General features: G+C 67.7%; 11 protein-coding genes. 8 read left to right on the plus strand and 3 right to left on the minus strand.

Going from position 1 to position 19,909, the window contains the following annotated elements:
• Positions 1 to 60: 60 nt before the first annotated feature.
• Positions 61 to 2,409, plus strand: a complete 2,349-nt coding sequence (locus E1742_RS06320) for a sensor histidine kinase (protein WP_134384052.1) — start codon at positions 61 to 63, stop codon at positions 2,407 to 2,409.
• A 3-nt stretch (positions 2,410 to 2,412) separates the two neighbouring features.
• Here the strand turns inward: E1742_RS06320 and E1742_RS06325 are convergent, their stop codons facing one another.
• Positions 2,413 to 3,771, minus strand: a complete 1,359-nt coding sequence (locus E1742_RS06325) for an MATE family efflux transporter (protein ID WP_134384053.1) — start codon at positions 3,769 to 3,771, stop codon at positions 2,413 to 2,415.
• Between the two features lie 142 nt (positions 3,772 to 3,913).
• On the opposite strand from E1742_RS06325, the gene E1742_RS06330 reads away from it, so the two are divergent.
• The gene (locus tag E1742_RS06330; RefSeq protein WP_229466569.1) at positions 3,914 to 4,321 is read left to right on the plus strand and encodes a group III truncated hemoglobin; all 408 of its coding nucleotides are present in this window, start codon (positions 3,914 to 3,916) and stop codon (positions 4,319 to 4,321) included.
• 39 nt (positions 4,322 to 4,360) lie between these two features.
• Here the strand turns inward: E1742_RS06330 and E1742_RS06335 are convergent, their stop codons facing one another.
• On the minus strand, positions 4,361 to 6,628 hold the full coding sequence (locus E1742_RS06335) for a TonB-dependent receptor (RefSeq protein WP_229466571.1): 2,268 nt from the start codon (positions 6,626 to 6,628) through the stop codon (positions 4,361 to 4,363).
• Between the two features lie 299 nt (positions 6,629 to 6,927).
• Between E1742_RS06335 and E1742_RS06340 the strand changes: the two genes are divergently transcribed.
• From E1742_RS06340 to E1742_RS06365, 6 genes are all read left to right on the plus strand, one after another.
• Positions 6,928 to 9,183 (plus strand): TonB-dependent receptor, encoded by a 2,256-nt coding sequence (locus E1742_RS06340; protein WP_134384054.1) that lies wholly within the window; start codon positions 6,928 to 6,930, stop codon positions 9,181 to 9,183.
• A gap of 169 nt (positions 9,184 to 9,352) precedes the next feature.
• Positions 9,353 to 10,171, plus strand: a complete 819-nt coding sequence (locus E1742_RS06345) for a carotenoid biosynthesis protein (RefSeq protein WP_134384055.1) — start codon at positions 9,353 to 9,355, stop codon at positions 10,169 to 10,171.
• Complete coding sequence (locus E1742_RS06350; RefSeq protein WP_134384056.1) at positions 10,171 to 11,535, plus strand: oxygenase MpaB family protein; 1,365 nt, start codon at positions 10,171 to 10,173, stop codon at positions 11,533 to 11,535. The genes E1742_RS06345 and E1742_RS06350 overlap by 1 nt, the downstream gene beginning before the upstream one ends.
• Complete coding sequence (locus E1742_RS06355) at positions 11,532 to 14,945, plus strand: hybrid sensor histidine kinase/response regulator family protein (RefSeq protein ID WP_134384057.1); 3,414 nt, start codon at positions 11,532 to 11,534, stop codon at positions 14,943 to 14,945. The genes E1742_RS06350 and E1742_RS06355 overlap by 4 nt, the downstream gene beginning before the upstream one ends.
• Complete coding sequence (locus tag E1742_RS06360; protein ID WP_134384058.1) at positions 14,942 to 15,844, plus strand: diguanylate cyclase domain-containing protein; 903 nt, start codon at positions 14,942 to 14,944, stop codon at positions 15,842 to 15,844. Before E1742_RS06355 ends, E1742_RS06360 begins: the two co-directional genes overlap by 4 nt.
• Positions 15,845 to 15,891: 47 nt before the next feature.
• Positions 15,892 to 18,261, plus strand: a complete 2,370-nt coding sequence (locus tag E1742_RS06365) for a DNA polymerase II (protein WP_134384059.1) — start codon at positions 15,892 to 15,894, stop codon at positions 18,259 to 18,261.
• Between the two features lie 18 nt (positions 18,262 to 18,279).
• On the opposite strand, the gene E1742_RS06370 is transcribed toward E1742_RS06365, so the two are convergent.
• On the minus strand, positions 18,280 to 19,908 hold the full coding sequence (locus E1742_RS06370) for a GH35 family beta-galactosidase (RefSeq protein ID WP_134384060.1): 1,629 nt from the start codon (positions 19,906 to 19,908) through the stop codon (positions 18,280 to 18,282).
• Position 19,909: the final 1 nt, after the last annotated feature.

The raw sequence follows: 19,909 nt of genomic DNA on the forward strand, positions 1-19,909 counted from the left end.
TCGCTCCTGTCATCCACTTCCCGGCACCGCGCTCCGCGCGCCCGCCACTTGACTCCAGTTATGGCGGCAGCCGACCATTCCGAACCCGCAAGCCAGACCGTCAGCAACGTCGTGCTGCTGGGCGCCGGCCACGACGTCGCGCGCGTGCTGCACGGGCTGCCCGGCCTGCGCCTGCGCATCCAGCTGTCGCTGGACGGTCGGACGTTGCGGCATGCCCGGCCCGACCTGCTGCTGGTGGTGCTGCCCGGCGCCGACGCGGCGGCGCTGTCCGCGTTGCGTACCGACCCTGCCCTGCAGGACTGCGCCATGGTGGCGCTGGCCCGCACGGTCGATGCGCTGGGCCACGTCACATCGCTGGTGGAGTTCGACGACGTGGTCGACCTGTCCGTGGCCACGTCCGAAGCGCTGGCCGCCCGTATCCAAGCAAGCCTGAACGGTGCCCGCGTGCGCGCCCGGCGCAATCGCCGCTACCGGCTGCTGCAGCGCATCGACGACCGCTTCCGCAACCTGAACGACGTCGCCGGCATTCCGCTTGCCGCCGCCGCCATGCTGGGCCGGCACCTCGACGTCAACCGCTGCGCGTATGCCGACGTGGAAGCCGATGAGGACACGTTCAACCTGACCGGCGACTACAACGCGGGCGTGCACAGCATCGTTGGCCGCTACCGTTTCGCCGACTTCGGCGAGGAATGCCTGGCGCTGATGCGGCGCGGCCTGCCCTACGTGGTGGAGGATTCGGAAGCCGATTTGCGCACGCAGGCGGTGCTGGCGGCCTATCGTCGGACCGCGATCCGCGCCGTCATCTGCGTACCCGTGCTGAAGAACGGCCGGTTCGCGGCCGCGATGGCGATACACGTCGTGCAGCCGCGGCGCTGGCATGCGGACGAGGTGTCGCTGGTGCAGACGGTCGCCGAACGGTGCTGGGAATCGATCGAGCGGGGCCGGATCGCGCGCGAGCTGCAGGCGAGGGATGCGCGCTACCGCACGCTGGTCGAGACCATGTCGGCGGTGATGTGGCATACGGACGGCACGGGCCGCGGCCGTACCGTCAATCCCACCTGGTCGGCCTTCACCGGCCAGGTCTTCGACGAATACGAAGGCGATGGCTGGCTCGACGCGCTGCATCCGGATGACCGCGCCGCGACGGTGCTGGCCTGGCACGGCGCCACCGCCGCCCGCCACCCGTTTGTCGGCAGCTACCGGCTGCGCCGGCACGACGGCGAGTACCGCCACATGCTGGCGCGTGGCGCGGCCGTGATGGCGGGCGAAAGCGTGCTGGAATGGGTCGGCAGCTGCCTGGATGTGACGGACATGCGCACGGCCCAGGAAGCGCTGCGCGTGGCCAACGTGCGCCTGCAGTTCACGCTGGATTCGGCCCGGATTGCCGACTGGGACTACGATCCCGCCACCGGCTTGCTGGCGGCGTCGCCGCGGCTGGCCCGCGTCTTCGGCTACGACACGCCGCAACCCCCGTGGGACATGCGCCACCTGCTGGGTCATATCCACGCCGAAGACCGCGCCGCCGCGCTGGCCGGCTTCGAGGAAGCGCTGCGCACGGCCGGGCCGTGGCAGATGGAGTGCCGCATCGTGCACCCAGACGGCGCCGTGCGCTGGGTTGCCGCGCACGGCAACAGTTACCGCGAGGAGTCCGCGGGCGCTCGCATGCTCGGCATCGTCTACGACATCACGGCGCACAAACGCTCGGAACAGGCGCTGCGCGAGACGGACCGGCGCAAGGACGAGTTCCTGGCCATGCTAGCACACGAGCTGCGCAACCCGCTGGCGCCCATCGGTGCCGCCTCCGAAGTGCTGGCCGTCTCCCGCAACGACCCCGAGCGCACCGGCCTGGCCAGCGCCGTGATCAGGCGCCAGGTGCGCCACATGTCCGGCCTGATCGACGACCTGCTGGACGTGTCGCGCGTCAAGCGCGGCCTGGTAAAGCTGGAAACCGGGCCGTGCGATATGAGTGCGGTCGTAACGGGCGCCCTGGAACAGGTGCGCCCGCTGCTGGACCGGCGCGGCCATACGGTCCACGTCGAGCTGCCCACGCACCCGCCCACCGTCAACGGCGACGAGAAGCGGCTGGTGCAGATCGTCGCCAATCTCCTGCACAACGCGGCCAAGTACACGCCGGACCGGGGCCGGATCGCCGTCGCGGTTGCCCTGTGCGGGGGCGCCGTGACGTGCACGGTGTCGGACAACGGCATCGGCATGAGTCCCGATTTCGTGGAACGGGCCTTCGACGTTTTTGCCCAGGCCGACCAGAGCATCGCCCGCTCGCAGGGCGGGCTGGGGCTGGGCCTGGCGCTGGCCCGCAGCCTGGTCAGCGCGCACGGCGGCTCGATCGAGGCGCGCAGCGAAGGCCCCGGCAAGGGTGCTGCCTTTACGGTGACGCTGCCGGCCCTGTGACCGTCAGCGCCGCAGCTTGCGCCGGGCGGCGCGGGCGTGCGGTACCCATGCGTGCACCGACCAGCGCCGCCACATGATCAGTCCGCGGATCCACTCGTCCGCCGCGAACGCGATGTAGAGCCCTTTCAGTCCCAGGCCGAAATGGATGGCCAAGATCCAGCTGCCGCCGGCCAGCACCAGCACCATCGACGCGGCGCCGGCCAGCACGGGAAAGCGCACGTCGCCGGTGGCGCGCAGGGCATTGATGACGACCAGGTTGAACGTGCGGCCCAGTTCCACGAGCACGCCCAGCCACAGCAGCAGCGCCCCTTCGGCAACGATGGAGGAGTCGCGCGTAAAGAGCCGCAGCAGCCACGGGCCGGCCAGCGCGACGCCGCCCGAGACGATGCCGCTGATGACGAGCCCCCGGTACAGCGAGGTACGCACCAGCCGGTGGGCCGCCCCCAGCTCGCCTGCCCCCACCATATGCCCCACCATGATCTCGACAGCGAACGCAGTCGCGAGGCTGAACACGATGATCATCGATCCGATCTGCTGAACGTAGGCGTGCGTGGCCAGCGCATGGGCGCCAAGCGTCCCGGCGGCCGCCATCGCGGCCATGAACGACAGCCGCCACGCGATATTTTCGGCCGCCGCCGGCACGCCGATGTGCAGCACCTCGGCCAGCTCCTTGCGCGGCAGCGCCCACCAGTCGCGGCGCACGGGAGCAATGCCGAGATGCCGGCGCCACAGCACCAGGTGCAATGCCAGCCCGAGCGCGCGGCTCAACGCCAGCGCCAGCGCGAAACCAGGCAGCCCCATGTCCGGCAGCGGTCCCCAGCCGTGCATCAACGGCAGCGCCAGCGCCAAGTGCGACACGTGCATGGCCACCAGCACCAGCAAGGTGTCGCGGGTGCGCAGGTGGGCCCGCATCACGGCCGCCATCGACGCGTTCCACGCATCGAACAGCATGGCCGGTGCCAGCGCCATCAGGAACGGCGCGGCCAGCGGCAGCACGTCGGCGGGCGTCTGCAGCAGCGCCAGCAGGCCATGCGCCCCGCCCAGCGCGACCAGCGCGGTAACGGCACCGATCCACGTGCTGGCCCCGACGGACGCCAGCGCCACCCGGTCGGCCCGCTCGCGCTGGCCGCCGCCCAGGCTTTGCGTGATGACGACGCCGACGCCGGAACCGACGATACGAAACAGCAGGAACAGCGTGACGGAGATCTGGTTGGCGATCGCGAACGCGGCCCCGGCGATATCGGAGATGTGCGCGGCCAGCGAGGTCCCGACTACGCCGATGGCGACGGCCAGGACCAGTTCGACCAGCAGGGGCCAGGCGAGCGTGAAGATGTGGGGACGGGAATGGACGGCAGGTGGCATGGGTGAAGATGATACGCGGTACGGGCAGCGGCTGGCGCGGCGCCGTACTGTGCCCGAGAGCGCAGGCGATGTAAAGAGGGACGCACGAGACGACGGATCGTAATGCCATCGGACCGTTGGAACGAAGCGTTACAATAAGCTTTTGACCTCATCCCTCCTGTCGATGTACGCCGCCCCCGACCCAGCCTCCATCACCCAACTCTTCCACGAGTTCTACACGGACGTGCGCCGTGACCCGCTGCTTGCCGCCGCGTTCGGGCCGCGCGTCGGCGAGGACTGGGCGCCCCATCTGGCGCGCATGGTCGCGTTCTGGAGCGACGTGATGTTGGGTGTAAAAGGCTTCCAGGGCAATGTCTACGGCAAGCACATGACGCTGGAGGGGATCACGCTGGAACACTTCCGGCGCTGGCTCGATCTGTTCAATGCGACGGCGCGGCGCCTGTTTGAGGCGCCGGTGGCCGATGAGCTGATGCTGGTGGCCAAGCGGATCGCCGCCAGCCTGCAGTACGGGTTCTTCGGGAAGGTCGAGGTGGCGGGGCCTTCGGCGTAACCGCCGCGCCCCCCGTTCCTGTTCGCGTTCCTATTCCCGTTACAGCTTGCCGCTCAGCGTGAAGAACACCTGGCGCGGCGCGCCCGACAGCAACGTCATCGACGTGCCCTGCGGATCGGTCGCCGAGAACCCGTTCGAGCCGACAGTGCTGAAGTAGCTCTTGTCGAACAGGTTCGTCACGTTGACCTGCAAGGTCACGTCCTTGACCATGCCCATGGCGCCCAGCTTGTAGCCGCCCGACAGGTTGGCCAGCCAGAACGACGGCACCGATTGATCGTTGGTGTAGGTGTAGTAGCGCTTGTCCGTGTATTTCGCGCCCAGGCGGGCGAAGAAGCCGTTGGCGTCGTACGCCAGTTCCGTGTTGAACATCTTCTTCGGCGCGTCGACGACCTGCTTGCCGTTCACCGCCACCAGCTTGCCGTTGTCGGTGTAGTCGGACTTGTACTCCGACTCGTTGTACGTGAACGTGTTGAACCACGAGATGCCGCGGGCGACCTTCCAGACGGCCAGCGCTTCCAGGCCGCGCGTCTCCACCTTGCCGACGTTGACGACGGTGCCGGCGCAGCCGACGATGCCGGCGCAGGTGGCGATGCCCAGCTGGCGGTCCTTGAAGTCGGCATAGTAGACGGCGATCGAGCCCTGCACAGCGTCACGTTTGAAACGCATGCCGAGATCGAACGTATTCGACGTTTCCGGCTTCAGATTGCCGATCGACAGCGCATAGCCGGCGCGGGTCTGCGAGAACGGGCCGTTCACGCCCGGCTGGTAGGAGCGCATATTTTTCGCTCCCGAGGCGAACAGCTCGTCGTTGGCGGACAGCTGGTACGTCACGCCGGCCTGCGGCAGGAACGTCTTTTTCGCCGTGATGGAGCCGTCCGCGCGGTCACCGACGAACGTGTGCGCGTCGATGTCCACCTTCGGGCTCTTGAAGCCGGCGTTGATCTTCAGGCGCCCGTCCATCAGCGCCACCGTATCCTGCACATAGAACTGGCGCGTGTCCGTCACGAACGACTGGCGGAAGCCCGTGCTCATCGGGTTGGTCAGGAAGTCGTTGCCGTAGCTGCCGTCCGTGACGGCGTAGAAATTACGGGTCAGCATGTGCTTGTTCCGCTCCAGCCAGAAGCCCGCGTTCAGCGTGTGCATGCCCGTTTCCCACGTCACGTCGGCCAGCGCGCCGTTGCGGCTGATCGTGTATTCCGTCGTGCGGATCGAGATCGGCACGGCGGCGGAGGTCGGCGTGTACGGCGTGTACCAGTGGCCCTGCCCTTCGTTGCCATGGTGGTAAGCGGTCAGCCTGGCGCTCAACGCCGGTGCCACATTCAGGTTCAGCGCCACGCCACCCAGCTTGTCCTTGCGCACGCCCTGGCCGAGATAATAGGCGTCGTCCATGCTGTTGACGGCGCCGCTGTAGATACCCCTAGCCGCGTTGACGGCGCGCTGCCAGTCCGGATAGTAGTTGTCCCAGTCCATGCCGAGCCGGCGCGCGCTCTCCAGCGACAGATCCTGGTAGTCCACTTCGCGGCGGTCCGAGTAATTGAAGAACGCCGACAGCGTATGGTCGCCCAGCTGCTGTTCGATCTTGCTGTTGAACTGGTCCTGGTCCTGCGGGCCGGCGCCTTTCCATTTCTCGGCGCGCATGCGCGTGCCGCTGACGTAGAATTTGGTACCCGTGCCGAACGTGCCGCTGTCGAAGCGGACGAACGTGCGCGCCGTGTCGTCGCTGCCCAGCGTCTGCGCTGCCGTCAGCGCCTGTTCGTTGGCGGGACCCAGCGTGACGAACTGCACCGTGCCACCCAGGTTGCTGGTGGACGCCGTGCCCAGCGCGCCGGCGCCCTGCGAGACCACGACACGGCCGATGTTCTCGGACGCGATGGCGCGCGAGATGTGCAGCCCGTTGTTGTTGCCATAGCTCATGTCGCCCAACGGAATATCGTCCAGGGTAAAGCCCAGCTGGTTCTGGTTGAAGCCGCGGATGGAGAAGCGCGTGGACCATTCGTAGCTGCCGAACGGGTCGGCCGACTGGAAGCTCACGCCGGGGAGCTTCTCCAGCGTCTTCAGGGGGCTGGTGCCCGGAACGGCCTGCTGCAGGTCGGCGCGGCTGATGTTCTGCACCTGGCGCGACTGCCCCGAACCCGTCACTTCCACCACCTGCATCGGCGCGCCGCCCGGATCGGCCAGCGGCGCGGCCGCGTCCGCGTTATCGGTAGCGGCTTGCGCGCCGCCGGCCAGGGCCTGCAGCACGACAAGGCACAGCGGCTTCAGGATGAGGCGGGAACGGATATTGATAGCAGGCACAGGCAGTTGCATCGAATTCTTTCGGAAGGAAGATGAAAATCAGGCATATCGAAAACTCAACAGACGCGGATGGTAAAGAGCGGTTATGACGGTGGCATGACAACGACGGTGTCGGCTCGCCGCAGGGGCGCCGGTGCAGTTGCCGGCGCACGACAGAAAGGGTCGTTTTGATAAATGTGCCTTCCGGATACTGTTTTGCGGTTATCCAAACTGATAGACTCGCAGCCTGCGCAAATGCCGCTGAAAATAACGCCAACAACTATCAATACCGGGCCGCTCGGGCCGTTGTATTGCCGCACAGGAATAACATCATGATCGATCACCGGGTCCGGCCACACCGCCACCTGCTTGCCGCCTGCATTTCATCGGCTGTCGCCACTCTCTGCTCCGGCAGCGCCCACGCCCAGAGCGAGGCGCAGGCGTCGTCGGAAATCCCTGAAGTCGTCGTCACCGCACAGCGCACCAGCACCCTGGAATCGAAGACGCCCGTCGCGATGTCGGTGCTCGGCGGCGACCGACTGGCCGCCGCGGGTTTCGACAACCCCGCCCAGCTGGGCGCACGCTTGCCGAACGTCCGTCTCGACAGCAGCTACGACGGCATGCGCATCACGATCCGGGGCGTCACCAGCGCCGACACGACCGACAAGGGCGACCCGTCGGCCGCCTTCATGATGGACGGGATCTATATCGCCCGGCCGCAGAACCAGGGCCTGTCCTTCTTCGACGTCGACCGCGTGGAAGTGCTGCGCGGCCCTCAGGGCACGCTGTACGGCCGCAATACGACGGCGGGCGCGATCAACGTCATCACCAACGCGCCGACCCAGCAGCTCGAAGCGGTCGTCGCCGCAGAAGCCGGCAATTACAACAGCCGCAAGGGCAGCGCGATGCTGAACGTGCCGATCAGCCCCGCGCTGGCGATCCGCGCGGCCGTGGCCTTTAACCGTCACGACAGCTATCTGACCAACGCCCAGGGTACGCCGCACACGCTGGGCCAGGACCGCGACGACGTGTCGGCGCGCATCTCCGCCAGGCTCGCGTTCAGCAATACGGCCTCGCTGCTGCTGCGGTTCGATCACAGCATCGTGCGTGACAACCTGGACGGCTTCGTGCCGGACACGAACTTCTACCGCGGCATCGAGACGGGCCGCCCTGTCTGGTACGGCGCGGATGCGGGCGCGCGCCTGACCAACCGCTTCGTGCCACCGAACACGGTGCCGGAACAGGGCGGCAGCCGCAAGACGACGTCCGGCGTCGGTGCCGATTTCTCCTGGCAGCTGGGCCCCGTCACCCTGCAGTATCTTGGCTCGCACCGCCAGTTCGCGCATGACTTCCTCGTCAATTATTACTACCGCGTGGCGCCCACGTTCGCGCTGGGCGTGCACCAGAATTTCGCCGGCGACTACCGCCAGGATTCGCACGAGCTGCGCGTGGCCACCAACGGCACCGGGCCGCTGGCCGCGCAGGCGGGCGTCTACTGGTTCCGCGAGCGCTCCGACACGCTGTACACGTTCCGCGACCTGGAGCCACTGGGCCTGCCGCCCTACTACGTGTTCCCGACCGGACCAACCGAGGCGCGCAGCCGCGCCGTGTTCGGCCAGGCGACCTACGCCCTGCTGCCGCGCCTGCGCGCCACGCTGGGCGCGCGCTGGACGGAGGACGACAAGACGCGCGTGGGCTCGACCGACTTCCAGCAGGGCCCCGTCTTCAACCCGGCCAGCGACTACAGGCTGCTCAACGCGGCCGCGCTGACGACGCACAAGACGACGTGGCGCGCCGGCCTCGACTTCGACGTGGCGCCGGGTACGATGGCCTACGCGGCCGTCTCTACGGGCTACAAGGCGGGCGGCTTCAACGACGGCTGCCTGGCAGGCAGCCGCCAGCTGGGCATCGACTGCCCCGCCGCCGTCGCCGTGCCGGCATCGACGCTGTTCTACCAGCCGGAAACGCTGACGTCCGTCGAGGCGGGCATCAAGTCGCGCTTCTGGGACAAGCGCGCCAGCATCAACCTGGCCGTGTTCGACTACGATTATAAAAACCTGCAGCTGTCCGGCGTGGCGATGGTGATGGGTGCTCCCCGCTACGTGACGCGCAACGCCGGCAAGGCCAGTGTGCGCGGCCTGGAAGCCGACGGCGCCGTCAACGTCATTCCCGGCGGCCGCGTGACATATGCCTTCACCTTGCTGGATGCGCACTACGACTCGTACATGCCGGACGGCGTAACGTCGTGGGCCGGCCGCAAGCTGGACCGCGCACCGTCGCACACGGTCACGCTGGGCTACGAACAGCGCTTCCGTGTCGGACAGTCGCAACTGACCGCGGGCGCGACCGTGCGTCGCAGCGGCAGTTACGTCATCGGCGTGCCCACGCAAGGACTGGAATACAACGTCCCGGCGCACAACAGCAGCGACGCTCGGATCGCCTGGCAGCCCGACGGCGCTGCATGGAACGTGCTGGCGCGCGTGCGCAACATCGAGAACAAGGTGCAGCCCTTGAGCATCGACAGCTTCGGCATGACGGTGCCGGGCGAGCCACGCACGTTCGAGGCGCGGGTCGAGTACCGGTTCTGACGCTGTGCCGCCAGGACCCGGGCCCGCGTCCACGTCGTGGACCCGGGCCCGGGCGTGGTATTACCGCAAATGTAGCGAACACCTACAAAGTCAGTACAAAATCCGGCGCGCAGATCGCCGAGAATATGAGCCGCGACAAAGCGGCCACTCGACACCACAGGGATATCGGATGAAACCACTACTGACCAGACTGCCCGTTCTCAACTATGTGCTGGCCGCCGCCCTGGCGATCGTGCTGCTCACGCGCGGGCAGTCGGATACCACGTCGCTGCTGATCGTCAGCTCCATCGTCATGTTCGCCCTCTGCTGCAGCAGCGCGATCCATTTGCTGGGCGGGCGCGCGGCGCTGCATTTCGTCCTGATCGCCCTCGTTGTCGGCTGGGGTGCGGAACAGCTGGGATCGTCCTACGGCTGGTTCTTCGGCAGCTACACCTACACGGACGTGCTGGGCCCGACGGTGGGCGACGTCCCGGTCGTCATTCCCCTGATGTGGTTCGCACTGACCTACATCGGCTACGTCATCGCCAACCTGATCGTGTGGCAGGCGCCCAGCGACGGCATCGCGTCGGTCGGGCAGGACATCGCCATGTCGCTGCTGGCGGCCATGATCGTCACGGCCTACGACCTGGCTGCCGATCCGTACCTGGTGTACGTGCTCAAGGCCTGGGTCATGGAGATGAAGGACGGCTGGTGGTTCGGCGAGACGGTGCAGGGCTTTTTCGGCTGGATGCTGACGTCGTTCGTCATCGTCTTCGGTTTCCGGCTGTCGCTGCGCCGGCGCGCGCCGGCCGCCGCGCTGCCGGTGTCGCGGGGCCACGTGATGGTGCCGCTGTTTATCTATGGCGCGAACATGGCGTTCCAGATGGTGGCCGGCCATCCCGTCGAAACGCGCACCATCGCGTTCTTCGCGATGGGCATCCCGCTGCTGTCCGCACTGTGCGGTTACGCGCGCTGGCAGCGCCCGTTGACGCCCACCGGGGAGCTGTGATGAAGGCCGTGCCGCTGCCCGTATTCGAAGGTTCGCCCGAGCTGCGCGCGGACCCGCTGGCGGACGACACCATTGCCCGCATCGTCGACGCCTGCGACTCTCCGGCCGGCCCCTGGAATGCGATCGGCATCGTCAACCGCGAAGTGGCCACGTGGCAGACCAACGCCGACCTGGCTTCCTGGCGCCCCAGCCCCGGCACCCCGCCGGACATCGCGGCGGCACTGGAGCGCTACCTGCGCGACGGCAGCGCCCTGCCCGACTGGGCCGATACCGGCAAGATCGCCCGCGCCGAGAAGCTGTTCATGGAGATGAGCATGGTCTCGTGCGCGCTGCTGTTCTGCGCCAGCCTGCCGGAATGCTATGTGCTGCCCGACCTGGCGGGCGTGCTCCACACAGCCGGCCAGCTGGAACAGCACACGGATTACCGCGTGCGCAGCACGGCGGCGATGATCTTCCCCGTCATGATGCGCGGCGGCCTGACGACGCCGGCCGGTGCTGGCGTGGCGCAAGTGCTGAAGGTGCGCCTGATCCACGCGACGATCCGTCACCTGATCCTGCGCGACAACCCGGCCCGCGTCGTCGCCGGCATCGAACGTCCCGTCATCGCGTCCCGGCGCATCCAGGGACAAGGACTGTACGACACGCTGTATGCCAACGGCTGGGATACCGGCCGCCACGGCCTGCCCTGCAACCAGCAGGAACTGGCGTACACGCTGCTGACGTTCCACTACGTATTCCTGCGCGGCCTGCATGCTCTCGGCATCCCGTTCGAAGCGCACGACGAGGAAGCCTATCTGCACGCGTGGAACGTCATGGGGCACGTGCTGGGCATCGAGCGCGAGCTGATGCCGGCCACGATGGCCGAGGCGAAGACGCTGTTCAAGCAGTTGCAGGAGCGTGGCCGCACGCAGTCGTGGCTGCCCGACCCCCGCCCCGACCTGGGCGGCGCATTGATGAAGATGATGGCGAACCAGATCCCGCTGCCATCGTTCAAGGCGTTCCCCGTCCTGCTGACGCGCCACCTGTGCAGCGGCGCGACCGCCAGGGACCTGGGATTGAACCGCCGCGTGGGCCTGCCCACGTGGGTGGCATTCCTCGCCACGATGGGCATCACCCGCGCGGTCGACTGGACGGTGCGCCGCGTCGTGCCGCAGTTCTCGCTGTGCCGCATGGTGACGCGCGCCGTCGGCTACCGCCTGACCGTGCGCATGCTGATGGACGAGACGCGCCCGCTGAGGCTGCCCACGACGCTGCTCAACCAGGTCAACGCGGCCGTGCACTCGTGGGAACGCGATCCGAAGGCGCCGCGCTGGGTCAACCGGCTGGAATCGAAACTGGCCGGCCGCCCACAGGAAACCGCATGATCCGACGCCTGCTGGCCTTCCTGCTGCTGTCGGTAATCCTGGCGCCTGCGCTCGCGGCGCCACTGTTGATCGATCCGCGCGTGCCTGCCATCGACGCGTGGCCCGCGTTGACCGTGCTGGAGGACCCCCGTGGCGAACTGACGCCGGCGACGGCGCTGGCCGCCGCACACCGGTTCAAGGCGCCGCAAACCGCCCATTCGACGCTGGGCCTGGAACCGCGCCACGTCTGGCTGCGCATTCCCGTCATCGTACCGCCCGGCGCGGACGGTCACCGCGTGCTCGCCATCGACTATGCGCTGCTCAATCGCGTCGATGTCTACCTTGCCACCGGCACGCGTATCGAAGCGCTGCCGCCCACGGGCAACCTGCTGCCGACCGCGCATCGCGGGCTGTCCGGCCGCGTGCCCGCCGTCTCGCTCCACCTCACACCGGGCGCCGAGCAGGTCATCCTCGTGCGCGCCCAGACCTTCGATCCGATCCTGCTGCCCATCGGCCTGTACACGGCGGACGCGTTCCATGCGACGGCGCTGAACGAGCAGATCCTGCAGGGACTGATGCTGGGCCTGGGTTTGTGCCTGCTGCTGTACAGCCTCGCCCAGTGGGTCAACCTGCGCGAGCCGCTGTTCGGCAAGTACGCGCTACTGGTCGGCGGCCTCACGCTGTACTCCGCCGACTTCTTCGGCATCGGCGGCCAGTATCTGTGGCCCGGCAATGCGTGGATGACCCTGCACGCGGGCGGCCTGCTGTCGCTGGCAGCGTCGTGCGGCGGCTACCTGTTCGTGCAGCAGGCGCTCGCCCGGCCCGGCATGGACCGCGTGTTCAGCCGCCTGATGCGGATCGGCGCCGGCCTGTGCGTCGTGACGGCGGTATGCTTCGCCTCCGGCCTGATCGGCGTCGAGGCGCTGGTCGCTTTTGTGAGCACGCTCGGCATCATGCCCATGCTGCTGGGGCTTCCCAAGGCGTTCGACCGCGCCCGCCGCGGCGACACCGTCGGTACCTACTTCCTGGTGGGCTGGTCGATCAGCTTCCTGTCGACCGTCGTGCTGATCCTCGTGTTCCGCGGCTACCTCGGCGCCAGTTTCTGGACGATGCACGCGCTGCAGTTCGGCAGCACCATCGACATGCTGCTGTTCATGCGCATCCTCGGCCTGCGCACGAAGGCGATGCAGAGCGCCATGCTGCGCGCCGAAGCAGCCACGCGGATGAAGTCGGACTTCCTGGCCAACATGAGCCACGAGATCCGCACGCCGATGAACGCCATCATCGGCATGAGCCGCCTGGCGCTGATGGCCGATCCGAATCCGAAACAGCGCAACTACCTGGACAAGATCCTGGGCGCTGGCGAGCACCTGCTGGCAATCATCAACGACATCCTCGATTTCTCCAAGATCGAGGCAGGCAAGCTGACGCTGGAGGCGGTGCCGTTCGACCTGGACGAGCTGTTCGACCACCTGTCCAACCTGACGGCCATCAAGACGGATTCGCGGCGCGTCGAGCTGGTGTTTCGCGTCGGCCGCGGTATCCCGGCCCGGCTGGTCGGCGATCCGCTGCGCCTGGGCCAGGTGCTGATCAACCTCACCAACAATGCCGTCAAGTTCACGGACGAGGGCGAGATCGTCGTCGCCGTTGCGGTGACCCAGCGCACGGCCGGCAGTGTCGGCCTGCGCTTTTCGGTGACCGACACGGGCATCGGCATGGACGAAGAGCAGCTCACGCGCCTGTTCCAGTCGTTCAGCCAGGCCGATACCTCGATTACCCGCAAGTACGGCGGCACGGGACTGGGCCTGACGATTTCGCAGCAACTGGTGGAGCTGATGGGCAGCACCATCAAGGTAACCAGCACGCCGGGCACGGGCAGCCAGTTCGCATTTACCTTGCAGCTGGCTGTGGCCGATCCGGAGCAGCAGCCCGTGGCGCCATACGCGCCGCTGCACAATGCCCGCGTGATGGTCGTGGACGACAGCGACACGGCGCGCGAGGCGCTGGTCGAGATGCTGGGGTCCCTCGACGTGCGCGCCAACGGCATCGACTGCGGCGAGGCGGCACTGGCCGAGCTGGCGAACGCCGTCGCGGCGGGCGAACCGTACCAGGTCGTGCTGATGGACTACATGATGCCGGGTTGGGACGGGGTCGAGACGATCCGCCGTATCCGCGCCGACCGCCGCTTCGCCGCGCCGCCGGCCATCCTGATGATCAGCGCGGCCACGCGCGACACCGTGCTGCAGCAGGAGGGCCTCGTGCCGATGAGCGGTTTCCTGCACAAGCCAGTCGGCCCGGCCCTCCTGTACCACACGCTGCTGCAGGTGCTGCGGCCCGACCTGGCCGAGCCGCAACAGCCGTCAAAGGCGCCGGTAACGGCCGACCTGTCACGCCTGGACGGCGCGCGCATCCTGCTGGTCGAAGACAATGCCAACAACCGCGAAGTGGCACTGGACTTCCTGGCAGCGGCGCGCATGCAGGTTGACGTGGCCGTGCACGGCGCGGAGGCGGTCGCGATGGCGCAGGCGGGCGATTACGACCTGGTGCTCATGGATATCCAGATGCACGTGATGGACGGCCTCACGGCCACGCAGCACATTCGCGCCATCGATCGCCTGCGCGGGCTGCCCATCGTGGCGATGACGGCCCATGCAATGGCGGGCGACCGCGAACGCAGCCTGGCCGCCGGCATGAACGATCACGTCATCAAGCCGATCGATCCGGACCAGCTGTTCCGCACTTTGCTCAAGTGGATTCCGCCGGGCCGGCTGGCGGGCCGCAGCCTGGCCGCGCTGCCACCGCCGGACCTGCCGCATGCGAAAGTCGCGGCTGCGCTGCCGGCCATCGACGGCGTCGACTGGAAGCGTGCCGCCGTCGGCACGGACGACTGGCACGCGCGTCTGCACAAGCGCATCCAGAGCTTCGTGCGCGAATACGCCGACGCGGCGCAACAGGCACACGAAGCGCTGGCGGCAGGCGAGCCCGCGCGGCTTCAGGGGCTTGCCCATAATCTGAAAGCGAGCGCATCCTATATCGGCGCCTGGCGCGTAAGCGGACTGGCCGACGCGCTGGAAGGGGCGCTGCGCACCGGGGAGCGTCCCGAACGTACGCTGACGCTGGCAACGGAGCTGGCCGAGGCGCTCGACGGCCTGCTGGCCGGGCTGGCGCGCGCCGAGGCCCCCGTGGCGGCAGCTCCCGTACAGCTGGACGCGGGCGAGCTGATCCGCCGCCTCGACACCTACCTGCGCAGCGACGACGCCCGCGCCGAGGATACGGTGCAGTCGCTGCAATGGCTGCTGGGCGAGTCGGCGCACGGCGCCCTAGTCGCCGAGATCGTTCGGGCCGTCGACGACATCGAATATGATGCTGCCCTGACGCCGCTGGCCCGGCTGGCGCAGGCACTGGACGTAACACTGGAAGAACGCGCATGAATGGTGTGGAAACGCAGAAGGTTCTGATCGCCGACGACGATCCGATCAACCGGCAGGTGCTGGCGGAACTGCTGAAACCCGAGTACACGGTGCTGCTGGCGAAGAACGGCGAGCAGGCGCTGGAGCGGGCGGCGCGGCACACGCCCGACCTGATCCTGCTGGACGTGATGATGCCCGACCTGGACGGCTTCGAAGTGCTGCGGCGCCTGCGCGCCGAGCCGGCCACCGCAGGCATCGCCGTCATCTTCATCTCCGGCCTGGACCGGCCGGAAGACGAGGCCACCGGGCTCAAGATGGGTGGGGCCGACTATATCGCCAAGCCGTTCAACGCCACGGTTGTGATGGCCCGCGTGGCCCTGCATCTGCAGGTCGTGCGCCAGCAACGGCTGCTGGAACATCTGGCCCACGTGGACGCGCTCACGGGCCTCGCCAACCGCCGCCGTTTCGACGAAGCGCTGGCGGCGGAATGGCAGCGCGCCAGTGCCACGGGCGCGCCGCTGTCGCTGGCGCTGGTCGACGTCGACAGCTTCAAGCAATACAACGACCACTATGGCCATCCCGCCGGCGACCGCGCGTTGCGCGCCGTCGCCCGGACGGCGGCCACCTGTGCCCACCGGCCCGGCCATCTGGCCGCCCGCTACGGCGGCGAGGAACTGGTACTGCTGCTGGCGGACACCGATGCCGCCGGCGGCCAGCAGCTCGTCCAGGATCTGAACTCGGCATTGGCGGCGCTGGCGATCCCGCATGCCACGGCCGTCGCCGCCCCCGTGCTGACGGTCAGCGCGGGCGGCGCCACGCTGGCACCGGGCGAGACGGCATCGGACCTGTTCGCGGCAGCCGATGCCCACCTGTATCGCGCCAAGCAGGCGGGCCGGAACCGCCTCCTCTGGCGGGACTGACGCCCGATGCCTTAAACTGCGGTCCTTCATCCCACCCGGACCACAGCTTGAGCACCCAACAGCAAGGCTTCCTCCTGACCCGACACTGGCGCGACACGGACGCCGGCACGGAAGTCGACTTCTGGCTGGCCACGGACGACGGACCGCGCCAGCTGCGCCTGCCGCCGCAGGAGTCGGTTGCCTTTGTTCCCGCCGGGCAGGAGGAGATGGCGCGCGCCGTCCTGCGCGGCCAGACGGGCTGGGATCTGCGTCCGCTTGCCTTGCAGGACTTCCGCCATCGTCCCGTGGTCGGCCTGTACTGCCGCCACTATCGTCAGATGCTCAAGCTGGAAAAACGACTGCGGGAACACGGCGTCGATGTCTACGAGGCGGACGTGCGCCCGCCGGAACGCTATCTGATGGAGCGCTTCATTACGGCGCCCGTTGCGTTCGACGGCACGGCCGAAAACGGGCTGCTGCGCGACGGGTGGCTGAAACCCGCGACCGGGTACCGCCCCCGCTTGCGCCTGTGTTCCCTAGATATCGAAACCACCGCGCACGGCGAACTGTATTCGATCGCGCTGGAGGGCTGTGGCCAGCGCAACGTCTACATGCTGGGCGCCCCGAGCGGCGACAAGGGCGGCGTCGACTTCGAGCTGGAATACTGCGCCACCCGGCCAGAGCTGATCGAACGCCTGAACACCTGGATCGCCGCGCACGATCCGGATGCCATCGTCGGCTGGAACGTCGTGCAGTTCGATCTGCGCGTGCTGCGCCAGCATGCGGAGCAGTACGGGCTCCCGCTGCGCCTGGGCCGCGACGGCAGCGCCATGGAATGGCGCGAGCATAACCGCCAGCAGCATTACTTCGCGGCGGCGGCCGGCCGCCTGATCGTCGATGGCATCGAGGCGCTGCGCTCGGCCACGTGGAGTTTTCCGTCGTTCAGCCTGGAACATGTGGCGCAGACGCTGCTGGGCGAAGGCAAGGCGATCGACAATCCGTACGACCGCATGGCCGAAATCGACCGCATGTTCAGGGACGACAAGCCGGCGCTGGCCCGCTACAACCTGAAGGACTGCGAGCTGGTGACGCGCATCCTTGCGCACACACGGGTGCTGGACTTCCTGCTCGAGCGCGCCAGCGTGACGGGCCTGGCGGCGGACCGCAGCGGCGGCTCCGTGGCCGCGTTCGAGCACCTGTACATGCCGCTGATGCACCGCCAGGGCTTTGTCGCGCCCAATATCGGCGACGTGCCGAACGAGGACAGCCCGGGCGGCTTCGTCATGGATTCGCGCTCCGGCCTGTACGACTCCGTGCTCGTGCTGGACTATAAAAGCCTGTATCCGTCGATCATCCGCACCTTCCTGATCGATCCGGTCGGACTGGTGGAAGGCCTGCGCCTGCAGGGCGAAGGCAATGAGGAACAGACGGTGCCAGGCTTTCGCGGCGCCCGCTTCGCACGCGAAAAGCACTGCCTGCCGGCGATCGTCCGGCAGATCTGGCAGGGCCGCGAGGCCGCCAAGCGCGAGGGCAACGCGCCGCTGTCGCAAGCGCTGAAGATCATCATGAACGCGCTGTACGGCGTGCTGGGTTCATACGGCTGCCGCTTCTTCGACGCGCGCCTCGCTTCCTCGATCACGATGCGTGGCCACGAGATCATGCACCGCACCCGGGAGCTGATCGAAGCGCAGGGCTATCCCGTCATCTATGGCGATACGGATTCCACCTTCGTCTGGCTCAAGCGCGGTCACGATGCCGACGAGGCGGACCGCATCGGCCGCGCGCTCGTCGCTCACATCAACGACTGGTGGCGCCGCGACCTGCAGGCCGAATATGGCCTGGAGAGCGCGCTGGAACTGCAGTACGAAACGCACTACCGCCGCTTCCTGATGCCAACCGTACGCGATTCGGACGAAGGCAGCAAGAAGCGCTATGCCGGCCTGGTCGTGCGTCCCGACGGCAGCGAACACGTCGTCTACAAAGGCCTGGAAACGGTGCGCACGGACTGGACGCCGCTGGCGCAGGGCTTCCAGCAGACGCTGTACCTGCGCATCTTCAAGGGCGAGCCGTACCGCGACTACGTGCGCGACTACACGGAGCGGATGCTGCGCGGCGAGCTGGACGACCTGCTGGTCTATCGCAAGCGCCTGCGCCGCGCGCTGGCAGACTACGATCGCAACGTGCCGCCGCACGTGCGCGCCGCGCGCATCGCGGACGAGTACAACGCCGCCCAGGGCCGCCCGCTGCAGTACCAGAATCGCGGGTGGATCCGCTACGTGATGACGACGGCCGGGCCGGAACCGCTGGAAACGCGCCGTGCGCCGATCGACTACGCGCACTACCTGGAACGCCAGCTGCAGCCGGTCGCCGATGCGATCCTGCCGTTTTTGGGCGACAGCTTCACATTGCTGACGAGCCGGCAGCGCACGCTGTTCTGAGCCGCGGCCCAACCGACGCTAACGGTACCTGTACAACTTCACCTTCTGCACCGTGAAAGCATCCCCCGGCAACCGGATATGCCGCCCCTGATGCGTCTCGTCGCCATTCAGCCAGCGCCCATCCTGCCAACGCCCGTCGACGAACGTCCCTTCGATCACCTTCTCCAGGCCGACGCCGTCGCGGCCGGCCGCGTCCCGGAACACCACGGTCAGCCCCCGCCCGGCGATGAGAAACTCGTCGGCGCCGATCTGGATCGCCAGGCCGCCGCGCGAGTCGTATTCGGCACTCTCCGTCTTGCCCCACTGGTTGGCAAAGCTGACGTCGAGCTGGTAGCCGCCCAGCGTGGCCTGGACATTCTTTGTCTCGACCACGCCGTCATACGAGACGTCGGGACGAAAACCGCGCATGCCGCCCTGCCCCTGCGCCGCCAGGATCTGCGGCGCCAGGTTCTTCAGCAGCAAGTACGCGGCCGGCAGCACGTCCGCTTTCGCGTCGCGGATATTCTCGATGGCAAACGGCGAGAAGCCGATCGCATCGAGTTCGCCGATGGCCCAGAAGGCATTGGCACCCAGGTCGGCGCGGCCCGCGCGGTTCGCTTCCGGCACGAACAACGGATTGTCGGGCCGCTTGAACTGCCGCGCCCAATGGGTGAAGTTCGGGAAGTAGGTGTCGATGGCGATGATGTCGATCGACGGCCCAGCCGCCTTCCAGACGTCGAACAGGTGCGGCAGCGGCCCCGCGCTGGGGTACTCCCCCGGCTTCCTGCCGGGCCGGTTCAGCGCCACATTGACGAACATCGGCAACGGATACTGCGCCTTGCCGGCCGCCGTCAGCACTTCGGCGAAAGTGGCGTAATGCCAGGCCTGGAACACCTCCTGCGCTTCGATGGACGTGCCGAATACTTCGGACCACGTGCCACCGCTGCGGGCGCCGTTCGCTTCCCACAGGTCGCGCACGTACGGGTGGAGGCGCGCGCGGTTGGCCTGCAGGTACTGGGGCAGCGCCGCCGGCACCTGCTGTTGCAGCGCCGCGTTGGCCAGCGGACTGAAATCGCGCACGTCGGGCAGCATGCCGATCTCGTTTTCCACCTGCACCATCAGCACGGTGCGCTGCGGGTCGGCCTGGCGCAGGTGGCGCATCAGCGCCGCAAAGGCCGCCTTGTCCGCCGCCAGCGTATTGGCACCGAACGGCGTCAGGATCTCCTGCGCTTCCCCGGCCTTGTTGCGGGCCCGCGGAAAGCGTTCGTTGTCCTTCTTGACCCAGGCCGGTACATAGGTCGACATCGAATTCTTCCAAGCGCCGAACCACAGCAGCACCAGGCGCGTGTCGTTGGCGCGCGCCTGCCGCAGCATGCCGTCCAGTACCGTGAAGTCGAACTTGCCTTCCGCCGGCTCGACCTGGTCCCACTCCACCGGCGCGAGGATCGTGTTCAATCCTACCGCCTTCAGCTGCGGCCAGAGCGCTTTCAGGTAAGGCAGGCTGGATGCGGACGAGTTGTACAGCTCCCCGCCCAGCACCAGGAACGGCTTGCCGTCGACGATCAGCTGCTTCGTGCTGCCTTGCGTGCGCAGCGCCGGGATCGGCGCTTCGGCGGCGCTGGCAGCCGCGAATGCCAGCGCCAGCGCTGTTGCGATCAGGCGCCGCATG

The sequence above is a fragment of the Pseudoduganella plicata genome, assembly GCF_004421005.1.
In the GTDB taxonomy this organism is placed as follows: Bacteria; Pseudomonadota; Gammaproteobacteria; order Burkholderiales; family Burkholderiaceae_D; genus Rugamonas; species Rugamonas plicata.